This is a genomic window from Prevotella sp. CAG:255, from assembly GCF_000431195.1.
Lineage (GTDB): Bacteria > Bacteroidota > Bacteroidia > Bacteroidales > Bacteroidaceae > Prevotella > Prevotella rara.
The window spans coordinates 135352-152804 of the sequence record NZ_HF986861.1 but is presented as its reverse complement, the minus strand read 5'-3'; the positions used below and the strand labels follow the sequence as shown (position 1 = coordinate 152804).

Here is a 17453-nt window from a genome sequence, read left to right as displayed (position 1 = left end):
CTTTGCATCTGTGAACAACATTCAGTCATCATCCGTTCAGGCCCTGCGCCAGCAACGCCTGCTGTTGGAGATAGAGTACAACAGCGAGAAGGAGGCCTTCCGCCGTCAGACCGAGACCACGGGACTGGCGCGTAAGGTGAAGCGTGGCGACGCGTGGCATCCGCTGCGCTTCGTGCGCAGCTACTACAATTCGCTCAACCAGCTTTCTGTTGAGGTTGTGCGCACTGCCGACACCGACATTGAGCACAACTTCGAGTTCGGACGCCCCGTGTGCTTCTTCCGCATGAGCGAGGGGGCAGAAGGCAAGTCGATAAGATACTTTAATTTCACCGCCACGGTGAGCTATGCCGACGGCGACCGCCTTGTGGTCACCGTGCCCGACAACGCACCCGTGGCAGAGCTGCAGGCCACCGAAGGATTGGGCGTGCAGCTGTTTTTCGACGAGACGAGCTACCGGCTTATGTTCGAGGCTCTAGACCGTGTGATAGGCGCACGCGACAACCGCCTTGCCTATCTGCGCGACCTGTTCTATTCGGGCGTGCCGGCTGCCGAACTGAGCTTTGCCCCGATAAGCTTTCCGTGGCTCAACAGGGCGCAGCAGGAGGCAGTCAACAAGGTGCTGCGCGCCAAGGACGTGGCCATTGTGCACGGACCTCCGGGCACGGGAAAGACCACCACTCTCGTTGAAGCCATATACGAGACGCTGCGGCGCGAGAGCCAGGTGCTGGTGTGCGCGCAGAGCAACATGGCTGTAGACTGGATTAGCGAGCGGCTCGTTGACCGCGGAATAAGCGTGCTGCGCATAGGCAACCCGACGAAGGTGAACGACAAGATGCTGTCGTTTACCTACGAACGGCGCTTCGAGGCTCACCCAGACTATCCGCAGCTGTGGAGCATACGCCAGGCCATACGCAAGCTGCGGCAGGAGCGCAAGCGCCGCGACAACGGCTGGCACCAGAAGATGGACCGCCTGAAGAGCCGTGCCGTGGAACTCGAACTGAGGATAAACTCGCAGCTCTTCGGCGAGGCCAAGGTCATTGCCTCAACGCTTACGGGCAGCGCGAGCCACTTGTTGTCAGGGCAGAAGTTCGGCACGCTGTTCATCGACGAGGCGGCACAGGCGCTCGAAGCCGCCTGCTGGATAGCCATACGCAGGGCATCGCGCGTGGTGCTGGCGGGCGACCACTGTCAGCTTCCGCCCACGGTGAAGAGCATTGCGGCGCTGAAGGGCGGACTGGGCACTACGCTCATGGAGCGCATAGTGGCGCGCAAGCCGTCGGTGGTTACGCTGCTGACGGTGCAATACCGCATGAACGAACAGATAATGCGCTTCTCGAGCAACTGGTTCTACGACGGACGCGTGGAGTCGGCGCCCGAGGTTAAGTACCGCGGCATACTCGACTACGACAACCCCATAACATGGATAGACACATCGGAGAGCGACGCTAAGGAGGAGTTTGTGGGCGAGAGCTTCGGCAGGATAAACAAGACTGAGGCCGAACTGACACTCGATGCCCTTAAAAACTACTTCACCAAGATAGGCCGTCAGCGCATAGCCGACGAGCATATCGACGTGGGCGTAATATCACCCTACCGCGCCCAGGTGCAGCTGCTGCGCCGAATGGTGCGCAAGGCGGAGTTCTTCAAGCCCTACCGCGGCTGCATAACGGTGAACACCGTTGACGGATTTCAGGGGCAGGAGCGCGACATCATCGTAATATCGCTCGTGCGCTCGAACGACGACGGGCAGATAGGCTTCCTGTCAGACCTGCGACGGATGAACGTGGCAATAACCCGCGCACGCATGAAACTGATAATAGTTGGCAGCGTGCAGACCATGACTCGCCACGCCTTCTACAAGGAGCTGTACGGCTACGTGCAGGAGTCTGCCGGCATTTAGGCAGCATAAAGACATCAGAAAAAGCAGACATCGAAACATAACAAACAAAGGAAGACATGCTTCAGAGAGACTACATTTCGCGACTTATACGTGAGTTTATGGCGGCGCTTCAGCGCTATCTCGAGAAGAACGAGGCGGGAGCGCGCCGCAAGACGGCCGAAGACCTGTTCCGCCAGTACTTCGGCTCGTATGAGTTTTATCACACGGCAACGCATGACGAGATAATGTCATCGTTCGAAAAGTATCCCGAGGAGGAGCGCATAAGCCGCATGGAGATGCTTGCCGAGCTGTATTATGCCGAGGCCGACGACCGCCCCGAGCCGTTCAGGACGCAGCAGCTCGACATGGCCCTCAGTCTGTTCAGGTTTATCGACGCCCACAGCCGCACCTTCTCCATCGACCGACAGAACAAGATAGGCGCGATAACAAAGATGATATACAGCGGCGGAAAATAAAAAAGGCACGCTTACTTGCGTGCCGAAAGTGTTACTGTTACGTTGCCCTTGCCGAACAGTTCTTTAAGCTCTGCCTTACTTATGCCGTCTATCTTGCCCAGACGCGTGAAGTTCCACGTGTTGGTGTCGTAGTAGATAACGAAATTGTTGCCCTGATACAGTATCAGGTCGCCAGCCTCCGTGGTTATGTTCTCGTTGTTCTGCGGCAGCGTGTGGCCCAGGCTGCCCACCTTCTCAAAGTTGCCGTAGTCGCTCATGTCTATCACGATGTCGCCCTCTTTCAGCAGGTCTATCAGCGCTCTTGCCGAGCTGTTGTCTGCCATTGTGGCCGTGAGGGTGCGGCCGTTCACCTTTATGTTCATCTTGCTGTAATTTATGTTGTTGTCTTCATCTGTTGCGGTTTCCATCGACTTTATCCATTGTTCCACCTCACTGCGCTGAGTGCCTGCGCCAAACCTGCGTCCTGCGGTCCATGTGGCTCCGGGCGCGAGCGCCTGCAGCAGGGTTGCGCTTGAGCCTATGCCGCTCGAGCCTGACGTGCAGAAGGGTATTACGGTCTTGCCGCTGAGGTTGCAGCTCTCAACGAAGGTGTAGACAACGCGCGGCGCCTGCCCCCACCATATGGGGTAGCCAAGGTATATCGTGCGGCACTTGCTCAGGTCGGGCACGCTGCCCTTGATCTCCGGACGTGCGTCGGGGTCGTTCTGCTCGAGCGACGAGCGCGACTGCGGATTGCTGTAGTCGAGGTCTGCCGCGGTGTAAGGCTCTGCCGCCTCAATTCGCCATGTGTCTGCGCCGGTTATGTCGGCTATGTGGCGCGCAACGCCTTCGGTGGTGCCGGTCTGCGAGAAATACACCACCATTACATTGTCCGCCTGTCCGCCAGGCGTTGCCGGTGTGGTGCCGGCGGCGTCGCTGCCGTTGTCCTTGGCGCACGAGATATGCGATACGGCAAGGCAACACGCAACGACATAATAAAGAAACTTTTTCATACTTACATAGTTTTTTGGTTCAACAACTGCTCTTGCTGTCTCTTCAGGCTTATGCCCCTGCATGGCGTCAGTCGATTAAGAGCGCTGCGGAGCATGCCTTTTTCTGACGCTACAAAATTATTATATTCCTGCATGCGGCATGGTATATTATTTACAGATAAATGTACCCAAAAAACGGAAAACGCCGTCTTCACAGTCTTTTGCCGTGTCCTGCCCCCATGTAATCCTGCCACGGCGGCACTGAAATGGCGCATCAGGCAGTGCGGGAGACTGACAGACGTGGAACATCATGTGGACATCAGAAACACGACTCTTAGCATAAAAAAGCGGCAACGGAGACGGCCGGCAATGCTGCCAAGCGACACCGACACACGACGGCGGCAGGCATCACCGCGCAAAAGGCGGCAAACGGCGATGCGAAAGCTATCCTTTCGGGCGCCAATATGCCACATATTACAGCGCAAAAGGACAGCTTTTGCAAAACGGACAAACTGCCGTGGAAAAACAGCTGAAATAAATGCGCCCGCCTGCGGCATAAGTATCCGCAGGCAGGCGCATTGTCATCATGATGCAGCCTGACGCTTTAACCGCCATAAGGCGCTATGACTAGGTCTGCATTTTGCTTTACATTTAGCTGTATTTCGTCTTGTTATCAGCATGAACGGCAGGCTATGTCAAGAAGGAACGGACGAAAGAAGGGGAACTGAAAACTGAAAGACGGCGGAACACAGGAATACACATAAAGGATAAAGCCGTATGGGGCATAATTGCCTACATGGGTTTACGTCCGCCATTAGTCAGTGCCTCTTCTTCCTGCCGCGCGCCATCTCTGCCCTGATGCGGCTGAGCGACTGGGGCGTTATGAACAGATACGAGGCGATGTATTTCAGCGGCACGTGCTGCAGCAGTTCGGCCTTCTCGTCCAGCAGAGTCTCATATCGCTCGCGTGCCCTCGGCGCACCGCTGCTGAGCAGCCACCGCTCTATCTCGAAAATCTCCTTCTCATAGAGCCTGCGGCCTATACGCGCAGCCTCAACCGACGACATGAAGAAGTCTTCGGCGTCGCTGCGGCTTATGCCATAGACAACGCCGTCGCTCATGGCCTCGAGCGCTATCATCGACGGCATGTTGCCCACAAAGCACCACGACGAGAAGAGCAGGTCGCCCTTTGACGCAAACCACAGGGTTATGTCGTTGCCGTCGGAATTGACATACGACGCGCGCCATATCCCGTCCACTATAATATATATATCAGTGTTGCGCCCTCCCCTGCGCACAAGCGTGTCGCCCTTCAGTATCTCCATGCGTGTCATGTGCGCCTTGAGAGCCTCAACGTCGCTCATGCTGAGTCCGCTGCGCCGGCACAGACACTCCTCAAAAGTTTCCATAATCACACGTATTAAAATCGTTCGGCATGCCTTTTGCCCGAATATCCCACAGCCAACGGCCTGCACCGGGCATTCAGCCGTCATGCGTGCAGCCGCCCGTTACGCCGGCGCCGCTGTCTGACAGCACGGCAGCACACATGCACCTGCATCCAGCACGGACAAGTCGGCACGGACAGCGACAGGCCGCGGCAGCCGCCGCCATAAGGCCATAGGCAGCCGCAAAGGTAGCAAATCATTTCCGATTTCTCAAATACATCACAAAGATTAATACGCACGTAAGCAGCTCTGCCACGGGCACGGCGAGCCATATGCCGCTCACTCCGCACAGCTTAGGCATCAGCCAGAAGCACAGCAGCATGAGCACATAGCCGCGCATGGCCGTGATGAACATGGCGGCAGCGTCGCGCTCAACGCTCTGACAATAGCCTATGGCCACGATGTTGACGGCAAACGGCACGAAGCCCAGAGCAAACAGGGGCATGCCGCCTACGGCTATCGTGTTGGCAGGAAAGCCTGCCGGAATGAACAGCGACACTATGTCCGGCGCGAAGAAATACATTATCAGCAGAAACATCACGCCGCTGCCAAGGGCCGTAAACAGAGCCATGCGCAAGGCAGAGCTTACCCTCCTGGTGAGCCGCGCGCCGTAGTTGTAGCTCAGAATGGGCTGAGCCGACTGCGCTATGGCGTTATACACCATGAAGATTATCGGGAACACATAGCACGCTATGCTGTAGGCCGCCACGCCGTCCTCGCCGAGATAGGCTATGAACACATAGTTGCCGGCAAACATCATGGTGGCGATGGCCGCCTCGCAGAGCAGCGACGGGAAGCCCAGACGGCACATATAGCCCACGTTGCGGCGCGTCATTCGCAGGCTGCGCAGATGGGTCTTAACACGGCATAACTTTATGGTGCGCCCCATCATCAGCATATACCACAGCACCATGCCGGCACCGGCTATATAGCCAAGACTGGTGGCCACGGCTGCGCCTATCACGCCCCAGTGGAACACAAAGATAAAAAGATAGTCGAGAACGATGTTGAGCAGCGCCGGCACCACGTTGCACATCATGGCGTAGCGCGGCGAGGCGTCGAGCCTTATGTAGAACATTCCGGCACTAAGCATGGCGCTGAACACAAAGAACGGCACGGCGCCGTAGATATACTCGACAGCAGGCACGAGCAGACGCTCCGAGCTGCCAAGCAGGCATGCCACGCCGGGCGCACGCCACACAATGAGCGCACTGAACGCCGCCACCAGCATGCTGAGGGCTATCACGGCCTGAGTGACGTTTATGCGCGCCGTCTTCGGCTTGCCGTGAGACAGATGGATAGACGCCACCACCGATGCGCCCACGCCGAACATAAGTCCGATGCCGGTATTTATAAGAAACAGCGGCGCAACGATATTCACCGCCGCCAGAGCATCGCTGCCAAGGCCACGGCCAACGAATATGCCGTCGGTAATAACGAAAAGGGCCGACGACACCATGCCGAGCAACGTGGGCATGAGCAGCTTGCTGAAAAGGCTTGACACCTTTGTTGTTCCGAAATCTATACTGTCCTTCATCATACTTTACGGTTGTTAGTTGTTGATATCGGGGCGCAAAAGTAAGTGTTTAAAAACGAAAGGCAGTTAACAATTGGTAATTTCTGCGGCTGACGGGGGATTTAATGACTGAAAAAGCATGTTTTTCACACGAAAAACATTGCAGCAACGGCTGCCGGAAGGATAAACAGGGGCATAATAAATGCTGCTTGTGATGCCCGGAAATCATTGTGCCGACAGACGGAGACGCAGGCTGCGGGGCATAACAAACAGCATAATTTATGCAGAACAATATATTTATAAAGCTAAAAGTGCGGCACCATCAGGCGCATATCATGCCATGAGAATAACGAAGCGAGGCCATACTGCGCTGCCAACGGCAAGCTGTGCGGCAGCAAAACCCGGCCTTGCCGCACTGTCATGGCGTAGCGCTACGCTGAGCGAGAGCACGCAAGGCATCACTCGGCCATGCGCTCCTCGTTGAGAGCCTCCCTTATATAGTCGTTGTCGAAGGTGAACACGTGGTTGAGAATGCCGAACGACACGGCTCTCGACTTGCCCTCGATATTGATTGTACCTATGGAGAAGAGATAATAGTTGTCTACATCCAGAAACTGGCTTACGGCCATGTTGACCACGCCCGAGGCAAATATGTTGCTGAACATGCCCCAGAAGCCCGACGCGCCATTGCTCTGACTTATGGCCGCGCTTATCTCGCCTGCCACGGCTTCGCAGTGCTGTTCGCGCGTAGGACAGGTTACGGTGAGCGCAAAGGCTATGACAACGGCCACCACTATGCCTGCCACGCGGCCGCCGATGTGCCTGCGGCGAGGCTCATATATTATCTCTTCGGCAGCATCGGCCATGCCCGACGTGCCGCTGCCTCCGCCCTGCCCGGCCGAATATGCCGCGCTGCCGGATGCGTCTGTGCGGTCGTCGCGGCCGCCGTCAGCCTGCCCTGAAGCGCTCTCAGCACGTGCCGACGGCTCAGACGGCAGGGGCGGAGGCACGGGGCCGGGCTGCGCCTTGCCCTCCATGGCGTCCTTAAGTTCCCTCACCTGCCAGGCCGGAGTCCACTGCTCCATGCCCTCGGCCCACACAAGAGTCTCCGAAGAGAGACCGCGCTCCATAAGTTCGCTTACGGAGAAAGGCCCCTGTTGCCGGTTGTCTGCATAAATAAAATATCTCATCAGTTACCCTCCGTCTTGTTCTTTCCGTATTTCTTGCTCCACTGCTCATACTTCTTAAATACCTTAAGAGCCTCAGAGTTGTACCAGCTGTAGCCTGTGCGGCGCTCGTGGCCTATCTCGCTGACGTCGAACTTCATCACGCCGTCGCGGTCGCAGAAGAATGGGCGGTTGTCCTCGAGCGTATAGAAGCGTGCCCACAGAGGCTTCGACACCTCTCCCTCGGTACACTTCACCAGGCGCCAGTCTTTCTTGCCGTCGCTGTTCTTGAAGTTCTCTATCTTGTATCCGTCTATCTCGTTCTGGCGGAACCACTCCACGGCTGCCTCAATACAGTTGACCACCTCGGGCGAAGGCTTTGACAGCGACATGAGGAAGAGCACGATGTCGTCAGACTCCTGTCCGCTGAGCGACGCCAGCTCGAAGGCGCGTGCGTTGGCGGGCAGCAGGGTCTTCTCGTCGTGCTGCGCACACCACACCGTGGGCTTGCCGTTCTGCACATACTGCGTCTTCAGTATGCAGCTGATACCCTTGTCGAGAGCCGTCTTGGCCTTCATCTTCACGCTGTCGGGGAAGAAGGCGAATGGAGCCTTGCCCAGACTTGCGTCGCGCATGATCTTCATCACGTTGATCATGGCGTCGTCGTTATATGTGATGTGTGTGTGATACTTCTTGTTGTAGGGATAAAACTGCGGCCAGCCGCCGTTGTCATACTGTGCCTCAAAGAGATACTGCATGCCCCTGAGCACGGCGTCCTTATACTTCTCTGTGCCCGTGGCGTTATACAGCTTCGACAGGTAGATTATCTCGGTAGAGGTGGCGCGGTTGTCTATCGTGCTGTACTTGGCAATGCTCTTGTCGGCCTCTGCCTTCTTCTTGTCGGCGTCGGTCATGTTCCTGGCCATGTCGATGTTCTTCGGCCATCCGCCCGTGTTCTGCTGATACAGCAGCACGTTGTCGCCTATGCGCACTGCCTCGGCCGTAGTGAAGAACTCAGGCTCGAGATGTGCAGCCCACGACGTCCACGTCTTATAGGTTTTCTGCTTGTTGTCTTTCTTGTCTGTTTTAGTCTGACTTGTTTTCTTTGTCTGGCCCTCAGCCGGCGTTACGGCGGTAAGCGCGAATGTAGCGGCAAGAGCCATCACGATGAATCCTTTTTTCATAATTTAGGTATAAATGTAACGTTTGTTGTTTGTAAATAGTTAGTCGTTGCCTCATGTTTGTCAGCAAACCTGACGGCATTCATTTTATTTAGATGCACGCAGACTGAAAAGGTTTAGTCATTACTTTGCATTTTAACCCAAATTAGCCGTCTGCCCCGTGTTCATCTGCCTGTCTGGCGTTGCGTGCGGCCTGCCTTATCTACCCTGACGGTCATCATTCCGCACACAGCTTTATCTATTTTGCACATTCATGCTTTCAGCCCGAAAGCATAACAGCCTATTGGGGGTTAAGGCTCACTTCATTCTGAGTATCATCTTGCGCTCGTCTTCGGGAAACTTCTCGATGGCATAGCGCAGCATGGTGCGCGGCATCTGTGCATGATGCTCCATGACGAAGGCTCTCAGTCTGCCCATGTCGCGCTTGCCTGCCTCGCGCAGCATCCAGCCCGTGGCCTTGTGCATAAGCTCATGCGGATGGCTTATGAAGCGCAATGCGAGGGCATAGGTGTCGTCGAGGTCGCCCTGCTTTATGAAGGCATAGGTGGCCACCATGGCTATGCGGTTGTCCCATAGCAGGGGGCTGCCGGCAAGGGTGTAGAGCAGGTCGCGCGGCTTGTCGAGCAGATAGGTCCCCACGATATGCGGCGCACTGAGGTCTACGAGGTCCCAGTTGTTTATGCGGTCTGTAACAGAGAGATACATGTCGGTAAGTTCGCGGCGTGCTCCGTCGTCGGCCTTCTTCATCTTCTCAACCATTATGAGCAGCGCGCAGAGCCTTATCTCGTGCCATTCCGACTGCATGAGCCGCCTTAACGTGTCGTTGTCAGCCGTCTTGTGCCGCTTTGCCACGCTTCGAGTCGCAGGCACCTTAATGCCCAAGAACTTGTCGCCATGTCCGTATTCGCCTTCGCCTGTCTTGAAGAAGCGCTGCAGCTGCTCGCTCTGTGCGTCGTCACGCAGCGCCGTCATCTCTCCGGTTATTATCTCATATTCCGTCTTTCCCATATTCATTACCTTTGTTTATTACGGCAAAGATAGTGCAAGGTGAGTGCATGGCAAAATGAATGCATATTATTTTTTATTTTCATTGGTTAAGCGGTATGAGTTGCGGATCACAGATCCTTATACTATATGCTGTCGGATTGCAAATCCGACAGAACATTAGTCTTGTTTTTTCGCATCGTAAATATGTTTTATATGCAACCAAATACAGCTTACATCAGTCTTTGTTTTTCATACTGTAGATTTACATATAGCCACAAATAGCGCTATCATTTTGCAAGGCTATTGTTCTGTCGGATTTGCACGAGTTGTTGAGCAAAGCGAAAAATCCGACAGCATAGAGTATAAGGATCTGCGATCCGAAATTCATACTTCTTATATTATATAAAACAGGCTTCGCCTCAACACTGCAAACTTAAAAAACTGTGTCTTTCATTTTGCCATGCACTCGGCTTGCACTATCTTTGAATAATATAGGCTTCGCCTCAACACTACAAACTTAAAAAACTGCGTCTTTCATTTTGCAGTGCACTCGGCTTGCACTATCTTTGCACTCAATAAAGATAATTTCAGGAAAAGAGTATGATTAAGGCTTTATTTTTTGACATAGACGGAACACTCGTGAGCTTCAACACACACGAGATACCACAATCAACGGTTGACGCACTCGAACAGGCAAAGAGAAACGGCGTGGGCGTGTATATATCTACCGGACGGCCGGTGAAACTGATCAACAACCTGCACGCCATAGAACATCTGATAGACGGATATATAACCACTAACGGCGCATACAGCTTCATAGGCGACAAGGTGGTGAGCTGCGTAGACATTCCGCTCGAGGACGCACGCACGCTGATACGGCTGGCAGACGAGATGAACTTTGCCACGATGGTGGTGGGGGCGAAAGACCTCACGGTGTATCATCCCGACGAGATGGTTGACAAGGTGTTCCGACAGCTGCTCAACGTCAACGACCTGGGCGAGGACATCAGTCTCGACACGGTGCTAAACCAGCCCATACTGCAGCTTACGCCCATCATAGACGAGCAGCAGGAGAAGCTCGTCATGCCGCAGCTGCCCCACTGCATAGCCGCAAGATGGTATCCGGCATTTGCCGACGTGACGGCGCGCGGAGCCGACAAGGGCAAGGCGCTGCAGCGCATGGCCGAACACCTGGGCATGGACATCAGCGAGACTATGGCCTTCGGCGACGGCGGCAACGACAAGTCGATAATCTGCGCGGCAGGCATAGGCGTGGCCATGGGCAACGCCATCGACGACGTGAAGGCGCTGGCATCATACGTTACCGACCATGTTGACAACGACGGCGTGAGCAAGGCGCTGCGCCATTTCGGCATAATCTGACGCCACGGGGGCGCACATGCCCCTGCCGGTGGCAGCATACCTACAGGTAGGACACGCTGCACGGGGCGCAGACTTTTGTAAACTTTTATGACAAAAGGCATGACGCTTGACGCTCTCAGAATGGCCACAGCCGTGACGACACGGCCGTTTGGCGCGAAAAAGCCGGAAAATCAGCATTTTCGACAAGCATCTGACATTCAGCCATTTACATCAAAACGGCTGCTCAGTCGGCCGTGTTAAAAAACATTACTGTGCCGTTTACGATGCAAAAACGATAGGTTTAGGCACCAAAAGCAGTGCTCCTGCACCATGAAAAGCGCCCTTTTGGCGTCTGAAAATACCGGTTTTAAGACACACAACGCACACAAAAGCTAACCGATGTTAATAAAAGAATATATTTGAAAACCATATTTTAACATCCGTTATACTTTGATTTTCCAGAACGGAAAATAATTTTGTCCTGAGTTTTTACCATCTTCCTGCCCATATCCCGATGCCCAAAGCCGGCATAACGGCAACGACAGAAGCCCTGCAAACACGGCCGTGCGCACGCATACGAACAAGACCGCTGCGCACGCGCGCACAGGCAGAGACAGGCGCATGCACATACACGCGCGGCGCCCATAAGAAAAGTAACGCACAGGCGCACGTACATAACATAAAAGACGCAACTTTACACTTATTAAATGACAAAGGGCAAACAAAGCAGCACAAAGGCTTACAATCTGTAACTTTTCGCATTTTACAATTGATATAAATCAATTATGATAACATAAAACTAAAAAAATATTTCAATTTTAATCACATTTAAGATAAAAAATATTACTCTTGAAGAGAAATATAACATCAACTTATAATGTTTAACCGACTAAAAGTTAGCTTATGAAGAAACTTTTACTTATTGCATTTACACTGTTCTCAATGAACACATTTGCACAGACACCAATGCTAAAGGCAACCAGACTGAACGGACTGAAAGCTGAAAACAGCATGAAATTTGAGACCTCCAACCGCGTTAACCTGAAAAAAGCAAACAGCACAAACAAGGTGAAGGCACAGGCCGCACCTGAAGGAACAACAAAATCATACTATGCAGACTACGGCGAGTCAGTAACTCAGGTAGGCCTAATGCAGAGACTGCACGTAAAAAACGACATCGTGTTCGGCAATGACGGCACGGTAAGCATACCAAACATGTTCCTTAGCACTATTGTGGGCGAAGGCATATATCTTAAAGGTACATACAACGAGAGCACAAAGGAGATAACCATAGAGAACAACCAGGAGATATACAACGAAGACGGACTGTCTCTGTATGTATGTTACATGGATGCTGAGACAGGCGAGCCTTCAACAAGCAGCAACTTCAAACTGACACTCGACTCTGAGAGCGGCATCTACTACTCTGCTGAAGGCGAATATCTCGCAGCATTCCTCACCAACGGCAGCCAGACTCAGCTGTACACCTACTGCACATCTTTCTACTATTATCCGGCAGAACTCTTCCCAGAAGCCGTTTCACACAAATATACATACAGCGACTATTACGGAAACAGCAAATCTGCAACTGTCGACATAGTAAACCTTGGCGATATTTGCTATATAAAGAGCCTCCTGCCCGAATATCCTGAGGCATGGATGATCGGAATGTTTGAAGGCGACAACATCATCGTTTCTTCTTACGGAGTGGCAAGCGACGACACTGCACTGCTCTTTGGAACGACAACAGACTTTGTCGACGACTGTACGTTCACATACAGCAGCTCGAGCGACTCTTACACATCTGAGAGCGGAATAGAACTGACTGACTACTTCTACTATCCCGGCGACAGCCAGAATGATGAAGGATACTATTTCAGCGGATCTTGCAAAAACATGACCATAACAGGCAAGTCTACAACAGCCATCAGCAATGTTGAAAACAGCAACAAGGATGTCGTAGCAACAGAATACTTCGACCTCTCAGGCCGCCGCATCAGCAATGCAGCCCAGGGCGTAAGCATCATGGTAAGCAAGTATGCCGACGGAACAAGCAAGGCAATAAAAATTATGAAATAGGACATTATTTTTTGTGAAGAGCGCTTCATTGCCCGGCGTCAGACTCTCTGGCTCCGGGCTTTATTTATGTCCGCAGCGGCAAGTATACGGGCAGCCACCATGCAGGCCGCCCGGAGTCATGCAACCAGTCAGGCGTCATGCAGCCGCATCATACCATTCACGGCGCCGCATGCTTCAGCCCTGCACATCCGCCCATGCCGCCCAAAAATCCTGCGGCAATGAGGCAGGCACACTAACGGCAGCCATGCCCTGCGAAGGCAGATATGGGATAAAAGAAAGTCCGGCAGCCACGTCATCAGGACATGGCTGCCGGACCTTTTTAGTTTTATATCAAAGGCATCGGCCCCGTTATCTTGCCTTCAGCTCATACACGCGGCTGCTAAGCTTCTGCGCGCTGAAGAGCGGCAGACCAACGGTCATGAGATACTCGCCCGAGTAGGTCTTCACCTCGCCCTGCGAGCCGTCGGCACGGTTTATCTCGCGCACGTCATACTTCTTCGAAGCGTCGAGCCCGTCCATCACCACGTTGTAGAGCTTCTCGCTGTAGCGCGGGAATATGTCGAAGGCAAACACCACGGCGCTGGCCTTGTCCTTGCTGACATACATCGTAGAGGTGTGGTTGCCCTCGTATGGCGACACGAGGCGATACTGGTCGCCGTCGAGTATTACGGGCTTAAGCCTGTTGAAGTCGGCTATCGACTGCTTGCAGTAGGCCAGCTCTCCAGCCGGAATGTCGTGCAGGTTGATGTCGAAGCCCATCTTGCCCATCATGGCCACATTCACCCTGAACTTTATGCTTGCCGCCTTGTTCCATGTAGTTACGTGGGCACACTGCACCTTGGCAGGGAACACCTGCGAGTAGCCCCACTGTATGAAGATGCGCTCCACGGGGTCGGTGTTGTCGCTCGGCCACATCTCTACAAAATATTTCAGCGCCTCATAGTCGGTGCGTCCGCCTCCGCCCGAGCACAGCATCATGGGCAGGTCGGGATATTTTGCCTTGATGCGCTCCAGCACGTTGTAGAGTCCGCGCACGTAGTCAACATAAAGGTGTGTCTGCTTCATCTTCTCGTAGTTAGAGTAGATGTTGGTTATCGGGCTGTTGCAGTCCCACTTGAAGTAGGCTATGTCGGGATACTTCGTCATCAGTCCGTCCACCACGCCGAACACATAGTCCTGCACCTTGGGGTTAGACAGGTCGAGCACGAGCTGGTTTCTGAAGTAATACTCCTCGCGGTTGGGCAGCGTTATCACCCAGTCCTTGTGCTTCTCATACAGCTCCGACTTGGGGCTAACCATCTCAGGCTCTATCCACAGGCCGAACTTCACGCCCTGCTTCTTGGCCTCCTCCGTCAGTCGTCCTATGCCGTTGGGCAGCTTGTCGGCCGTAACCTCCCAGTCGCCCAGTGCCTGCGTGTCGCTGTGGCGCTTGTATTTGTTGCCGAACCATCCGTCGTCGAGCAGGAACATGTCAACGCCCAGCTCCTTGGCCTCGCCGATGAGCGAGAGCAGCTTGTTCTCGTCGAAGTCGAAGTAGGTAGCCTCCCAGTTGTTCAGCAGCGTCATGCGGTCGCCCTGTCCGTCCTTTATCTGATACTTGCGTGCCCAGTCGTGCAGGTTGCGGCTGGCGTGTCCTGTTCCGCTCTGGCTCAGGGTGAAGATAAACTCAGGAGTCCTGAAGCTCTTGTTCTTTGCCACGGTGTACTGCGACGCATAGGGGTTGATGCCGCTTATCACGCGCAGGCCGCCAAGATTGTCAACCTCGAACGTAAACCTGAAGTTGCCCGTCCATGCCAGCGTGCCCACCAGCACCTCGCCCTCTCTCTCTGTGGCCTTGCTGCCGAGCGACAGCTGGAAGAAGGGCTGGCAGAACATGTCGGCGCGCGCTCCCAGCTTGGTGTCTATCACCTTCTTGCCGAAGTAAAGCTCCTGCGTGTGGCTGCCCGCCTCGGTGGCCCAGTCGCCGTTATACTGTGTCAGGTAATATTTCGGCGCATACATGTGGAGCATCGACGAGGCATACTTCTCGAGCGTTATGGCCGACTTCTCCCTGTTGAATATCTCGGTCCACGCCTTAAACACGTCTTCCTTGGCGTAGGCCACAAAGTGCATTGCCACCTCGTCGGCATACACTGGGTCGGCAAGGTATATCACGGTCTCCGTGCCGCCGTCGCATGCCTTTGTCTCGTGCCTCTTGTATTTCAGCAGCGTCGACGGGTTGCCGTCAGAGCGCGTTATGTGGAGCGCAGGCTCAAAGTAGTCTTCCATGCCGTGTGTCATGTATGCCTCCTTGCCCTGCGGCAGCATGGCATATTCGCTCTTGTCCGTAAGGCGCTTGCCGAAGTAGCTCTGGTACAGCCGGCCGTTGTCGCCCACGGTGAACACGAGGCTCGTGCTGCCGGTCTCTACCACAATCTGTTCTTTGGCGCCGGCCTTGCAGACAAATGCCAGCAGGCCAAGTGCCACGAATAGTTTTGTTACGATTTTCATGTCTTTACTGTGTTTTATTAGTTAAAAATATTTATGTCCTTAATGTCCTGATTTTCCTGTGCGCAGGGCCTCACGGTCAGCGTGAGCCTGCCTCAAACAGAGCCACGGGCAGCCCCGTAGGCCCGAACAGGTTGCCGCAGGGATAGTCGGCCCAGTTGTATCTCACGGCCACTATGTTTCCGCCTGCGGTTATCCTTATGGTGCGCGCGTCGGTCTTCACGGCTTCGGGCGCAGCCCACTGCCCCTTGTCGGTCAGCACGATGAAGCCTCGCGGAGCCTCGCCTCTGGTAACCACGTCGCCGTCAAACCTCAGCACGGCCTCGCTGCCCTTTATCTCGCAGCTGATCAGGGCGGGCGCCCTGTCGGTTATGTCGCTGAAGCCGTAGGCGCGCCGGAGGGCCACGAGCGACAGCCTGCGCGCCACCTCCTGCTTGTTCTTCGGATGTATGTCGGTGCTGTCGCCTATGTCTGTCGTAACCACCATGGCCGTGCCGTCAAGGCTCAGCGCGCCTGCCTGTGCCTGCCGCAGCGCTGCCCACTCAGAGTCGGGCTGCACCTGCACGGGCTTAAGATATGCCGCCAGCTGAACAAAGTAGAACGGCAGGCTGTCGTTGCCCCACAGGCGGCGCCAGTCGGATATAAGCCGGCGGAACAGCGGCCCATACTGGGCGGCACGCCCCACGTTGGCGCAGCCCTGATACCACAGCACGCCCTTTATGGGCAACTGCCGCAGCGGATAGAGCATGGCGTTGTATAGCACCGTGGGGAAAGACGCGCTCTCGGCCGACACAGGACGCCGCGGCAGCTTGCCGAAGTCGGCAGCCACCTTGTAGGTCCAGTTGCCGTCGAGCGGCAGGCGGCTGTCGCCCTGCCGTGCAAACAGGTCTGAAGCGCTGCCGCAGATGCCGCCCTCTCCCTCAAAGTCGGTAACTCTTACGGTTATCAGAGCCTTGCCGCCCTTCACCAGCTCTGCCGGAACGGTGTAGGTGCGCTCCACGTTGTAGCCCGAGCCTTCGGCTATCTTTGTTCCGTTAAAGTAGGTAACGTCTTCGTCGTCTATGGCTCCGAGGTGCAGCTCTACGGGCTTTCCTGCCCATCCGTCAGGTATGTCGATCTCGCGCTGCATCAGCACAATGCCGTTGAATCCGGGCAGGGCAGAGCTCTCCCACTGCCCCGGAACGGGCATCACGGGCAGACTGCCGTCGGCTGGCAGGCACACCTTGTCGCCGCTGTCGGCCACCCCCTCCGTGACCATGCTCACCCACTCGGCCACGCGGCGCTCATATTCGGCCTTTATCCTGTCCTTGTCGAAGCCGTTGTCGGCCATCATGCCTGTCTCGTTCTCAAATCCCTCAACCGAGCTGACGCCTGCATAGCTGCTCCAAGCCTCGGCCGGCGTGCCGCCCCAGGTGCAGTCTATCACGCCCACATGTACGCCCAGGCGCCTTGACATCTCGCGGGCATAGAAGTATGCCACCGACGAGAAGTTCTCAACGGTCTCCGGCGTGCACGTGCGCCAGCCGCCCATGTTCACGTCGGTGTCGGCCGCGGGCACAAAGCTGCGCTGCTTGCTTATCTGCAAGAATCTCACTTCGGGATGATTGGCCGACATTATCTCGTGCCAGTAGTTCATCACCTTTCCCCAGCCGCCCACGGGCATCTCCATGTTCGACTGCCCCGAACAGAGCCACACCTCGCCCGAATAGATGTCGCGCAGCGTGGTCCTGTCGCCGTCGTCGAAGGTTATCGTGTAGGGTCCTCCGGCCTTGGGCGTGGCCAGCCTGATGCTGAACGTGCCGTCGCTCATCACCTTAGCCGTCAGGGCATGCCTGCTCCACGAGGCCCTGACCTTCACCCTGCCGCCGCTGCTCCTGCCCGTTATGGTCCAGAGGCTCTGGTGG

At 55.0% G+C, this 17453-nt stretch carries 12 protein-coding genes; 4 read left to right on the top strand and 8 right to left on the bottom strand.

Features of this window, described 5'->3' with window-relative positions; translation table 11 throughout:
• Positions 1-10 precede the first annotated feature (10 nt).
• Positions 11-1900, top strand: coding sequence for an AAA domain-containing protein (locus QVO66_RS12640; protein WP_021855858.1), 1890 nt, complete (start codon positions 11-13; stop codon positions 1898-1900).
• Positions 1901-1956: 56 nt separating this feature from the next.
• Complete coding sequence (locus tag QVO66_RS12635) at positions 1957-2355, top strand: hypothetical protein (protein ID WP_021855857.1); 399 nt, start codon at positions 1957-1959, stop codon at positions 2353-2355.
• An 11-nt stretch (positions 2356-2366) separates the two neighbouring features.
• On the opposite strand, the gene QVO66_RS12630 is transcribed toward QVO66_RS12635, so the two are convergent.
• The 6 genes from QVO66_RS12630 to QVO66_RS12605 all read right to left on the bottom strand — a co-directional run bounded on the left by QVO66_RS12630 (position 2367) and on the right by QVO66_RS12605 (position 9642).
• Complete coding sequence (locus tag QVO66_RS12630; protein ID WP_021855856.1) at positions 2367-3347, bottom strand: flavodoxin; 981 nt, start codon at positions 3345-3347, stop codon at positions 2367-2369.
• Between the two features lie 797 nt (positions 3348-4144).
• The gene (locus tag QVO66_RS12625) at positions 4145-4735 is read right to left on the bottom strand and encodes a Crp/Fnr family transcriptional regulator (RefSeq protein WP_021855855.1); all 591 of its coding nucleotides are present in this window, start codon (positions 4733-4735) and stop codon (positions 4145-4147) included.
• A 232-nt stretch (positions 4736-4967) separates the two neighbouring features.
• Positions 4968-6308 carry an MATE family efflux transporter gene (locus QVO66_RS12620; RefSeq protein ID WP_021855854.1) on the bottom strand — a complete coding sequence of 447 codons (1341 nt, stop codon included), beginning with the start codon at positions 6306-6308 and terminating at the stop codon, positions 4968-4970.
• A 437-nt stretch (positions 6309-6745) separates the two neighbouring features.
• The gene (locus tag QVO66_RS12615; protein WP_021855853.1) at positions 6746-7477 is read right to left on the bottom strand and encodes a GYF domain-containing protein; all 732 of its coding nucleotides are present in this window, start codon (positions 7475-7477) and stop codon (positions 6746-6748) included.
• The gene (gene pelA, locus QVO66_RS12610) at positions 7477-8637 is read right to left on the bottom strand and encodes a pectate lyase (protein ID WP_288172878.1); all 1161 of its coding nucleotides are present in this window, start codon (positions 8635-8637) and stop codon (positions 7477-7479) included. The genes QVO66_RS12615 and pelA overlap by 1 nt, the downstream gene beginning before the upstream one ends.
• A gap of 294 nt (positions 8638-8931) precedes the next feature.
• Entirely contained in the window at positions 8932-9642 is a 711-nt protein-coding gene (locus QVO66_RS12605) for a DNA alkylation repair protein (RefSeq protein ID WP_021855851.1), read from the bottom strand.
• Between the two features lie 579 nt (positions 9643-10221).
• On the opposite strand from QVO66_RS12605, the gene QVO66_RS12600 reads away from it, so the two are divergent.
• Together QVO66_RS12600 and QVO66_RS12595 are read left to right on the top strand one after the other, a co-directional pair.
• Positions 10222-11004: a Cof-type HAD-IIB family hydrolase gene (locus tag QVO66_RS12600; RefSeq protein ID WP_021855850.1), complete on the top strand. Its 783-nt coding sequence runs from the start codon at positions 10222-10224 to the stop codon at positions 11002-11004.
• A gap of 882 nt (positions 11005-11886) precedes the next feature.
• The gene (locus tag QVO66_RS12595) at positions 11887-13062 is read left to right on the top strand and encodes a hypothetical protein (protein ID WP_021855849.1); all 1176 of its coding nucleotides are present in this window, start codon (positions 11887-11889) and stop codon (positions 13060-13062) included.
• Between the two features lie 348 nt (positions 13063-13410).
• Here the strand turns inward: QVO66_RS12595 and QVO66_RS12590 are convergent, their stop codons facing one another.
• Positions 13411-15552, bottom strand: coding sequence for an alpha-galactosidase (locus QVO66_RS12590; RefSeq protein WP_021855848.1), 2142 nt, complete (start codon positions 15550-15552; stop codon positions 13411-13413).
• Between the two features lie 76 nt (positions 15553-15628).
• Positions 15629-17453 (bottom strand): sialate O-acetylesterase (locus QVO66_RS12585; protein WP_288172876.1); only part of this gene is annotated, 1825 nt, incomplete at its 5' end.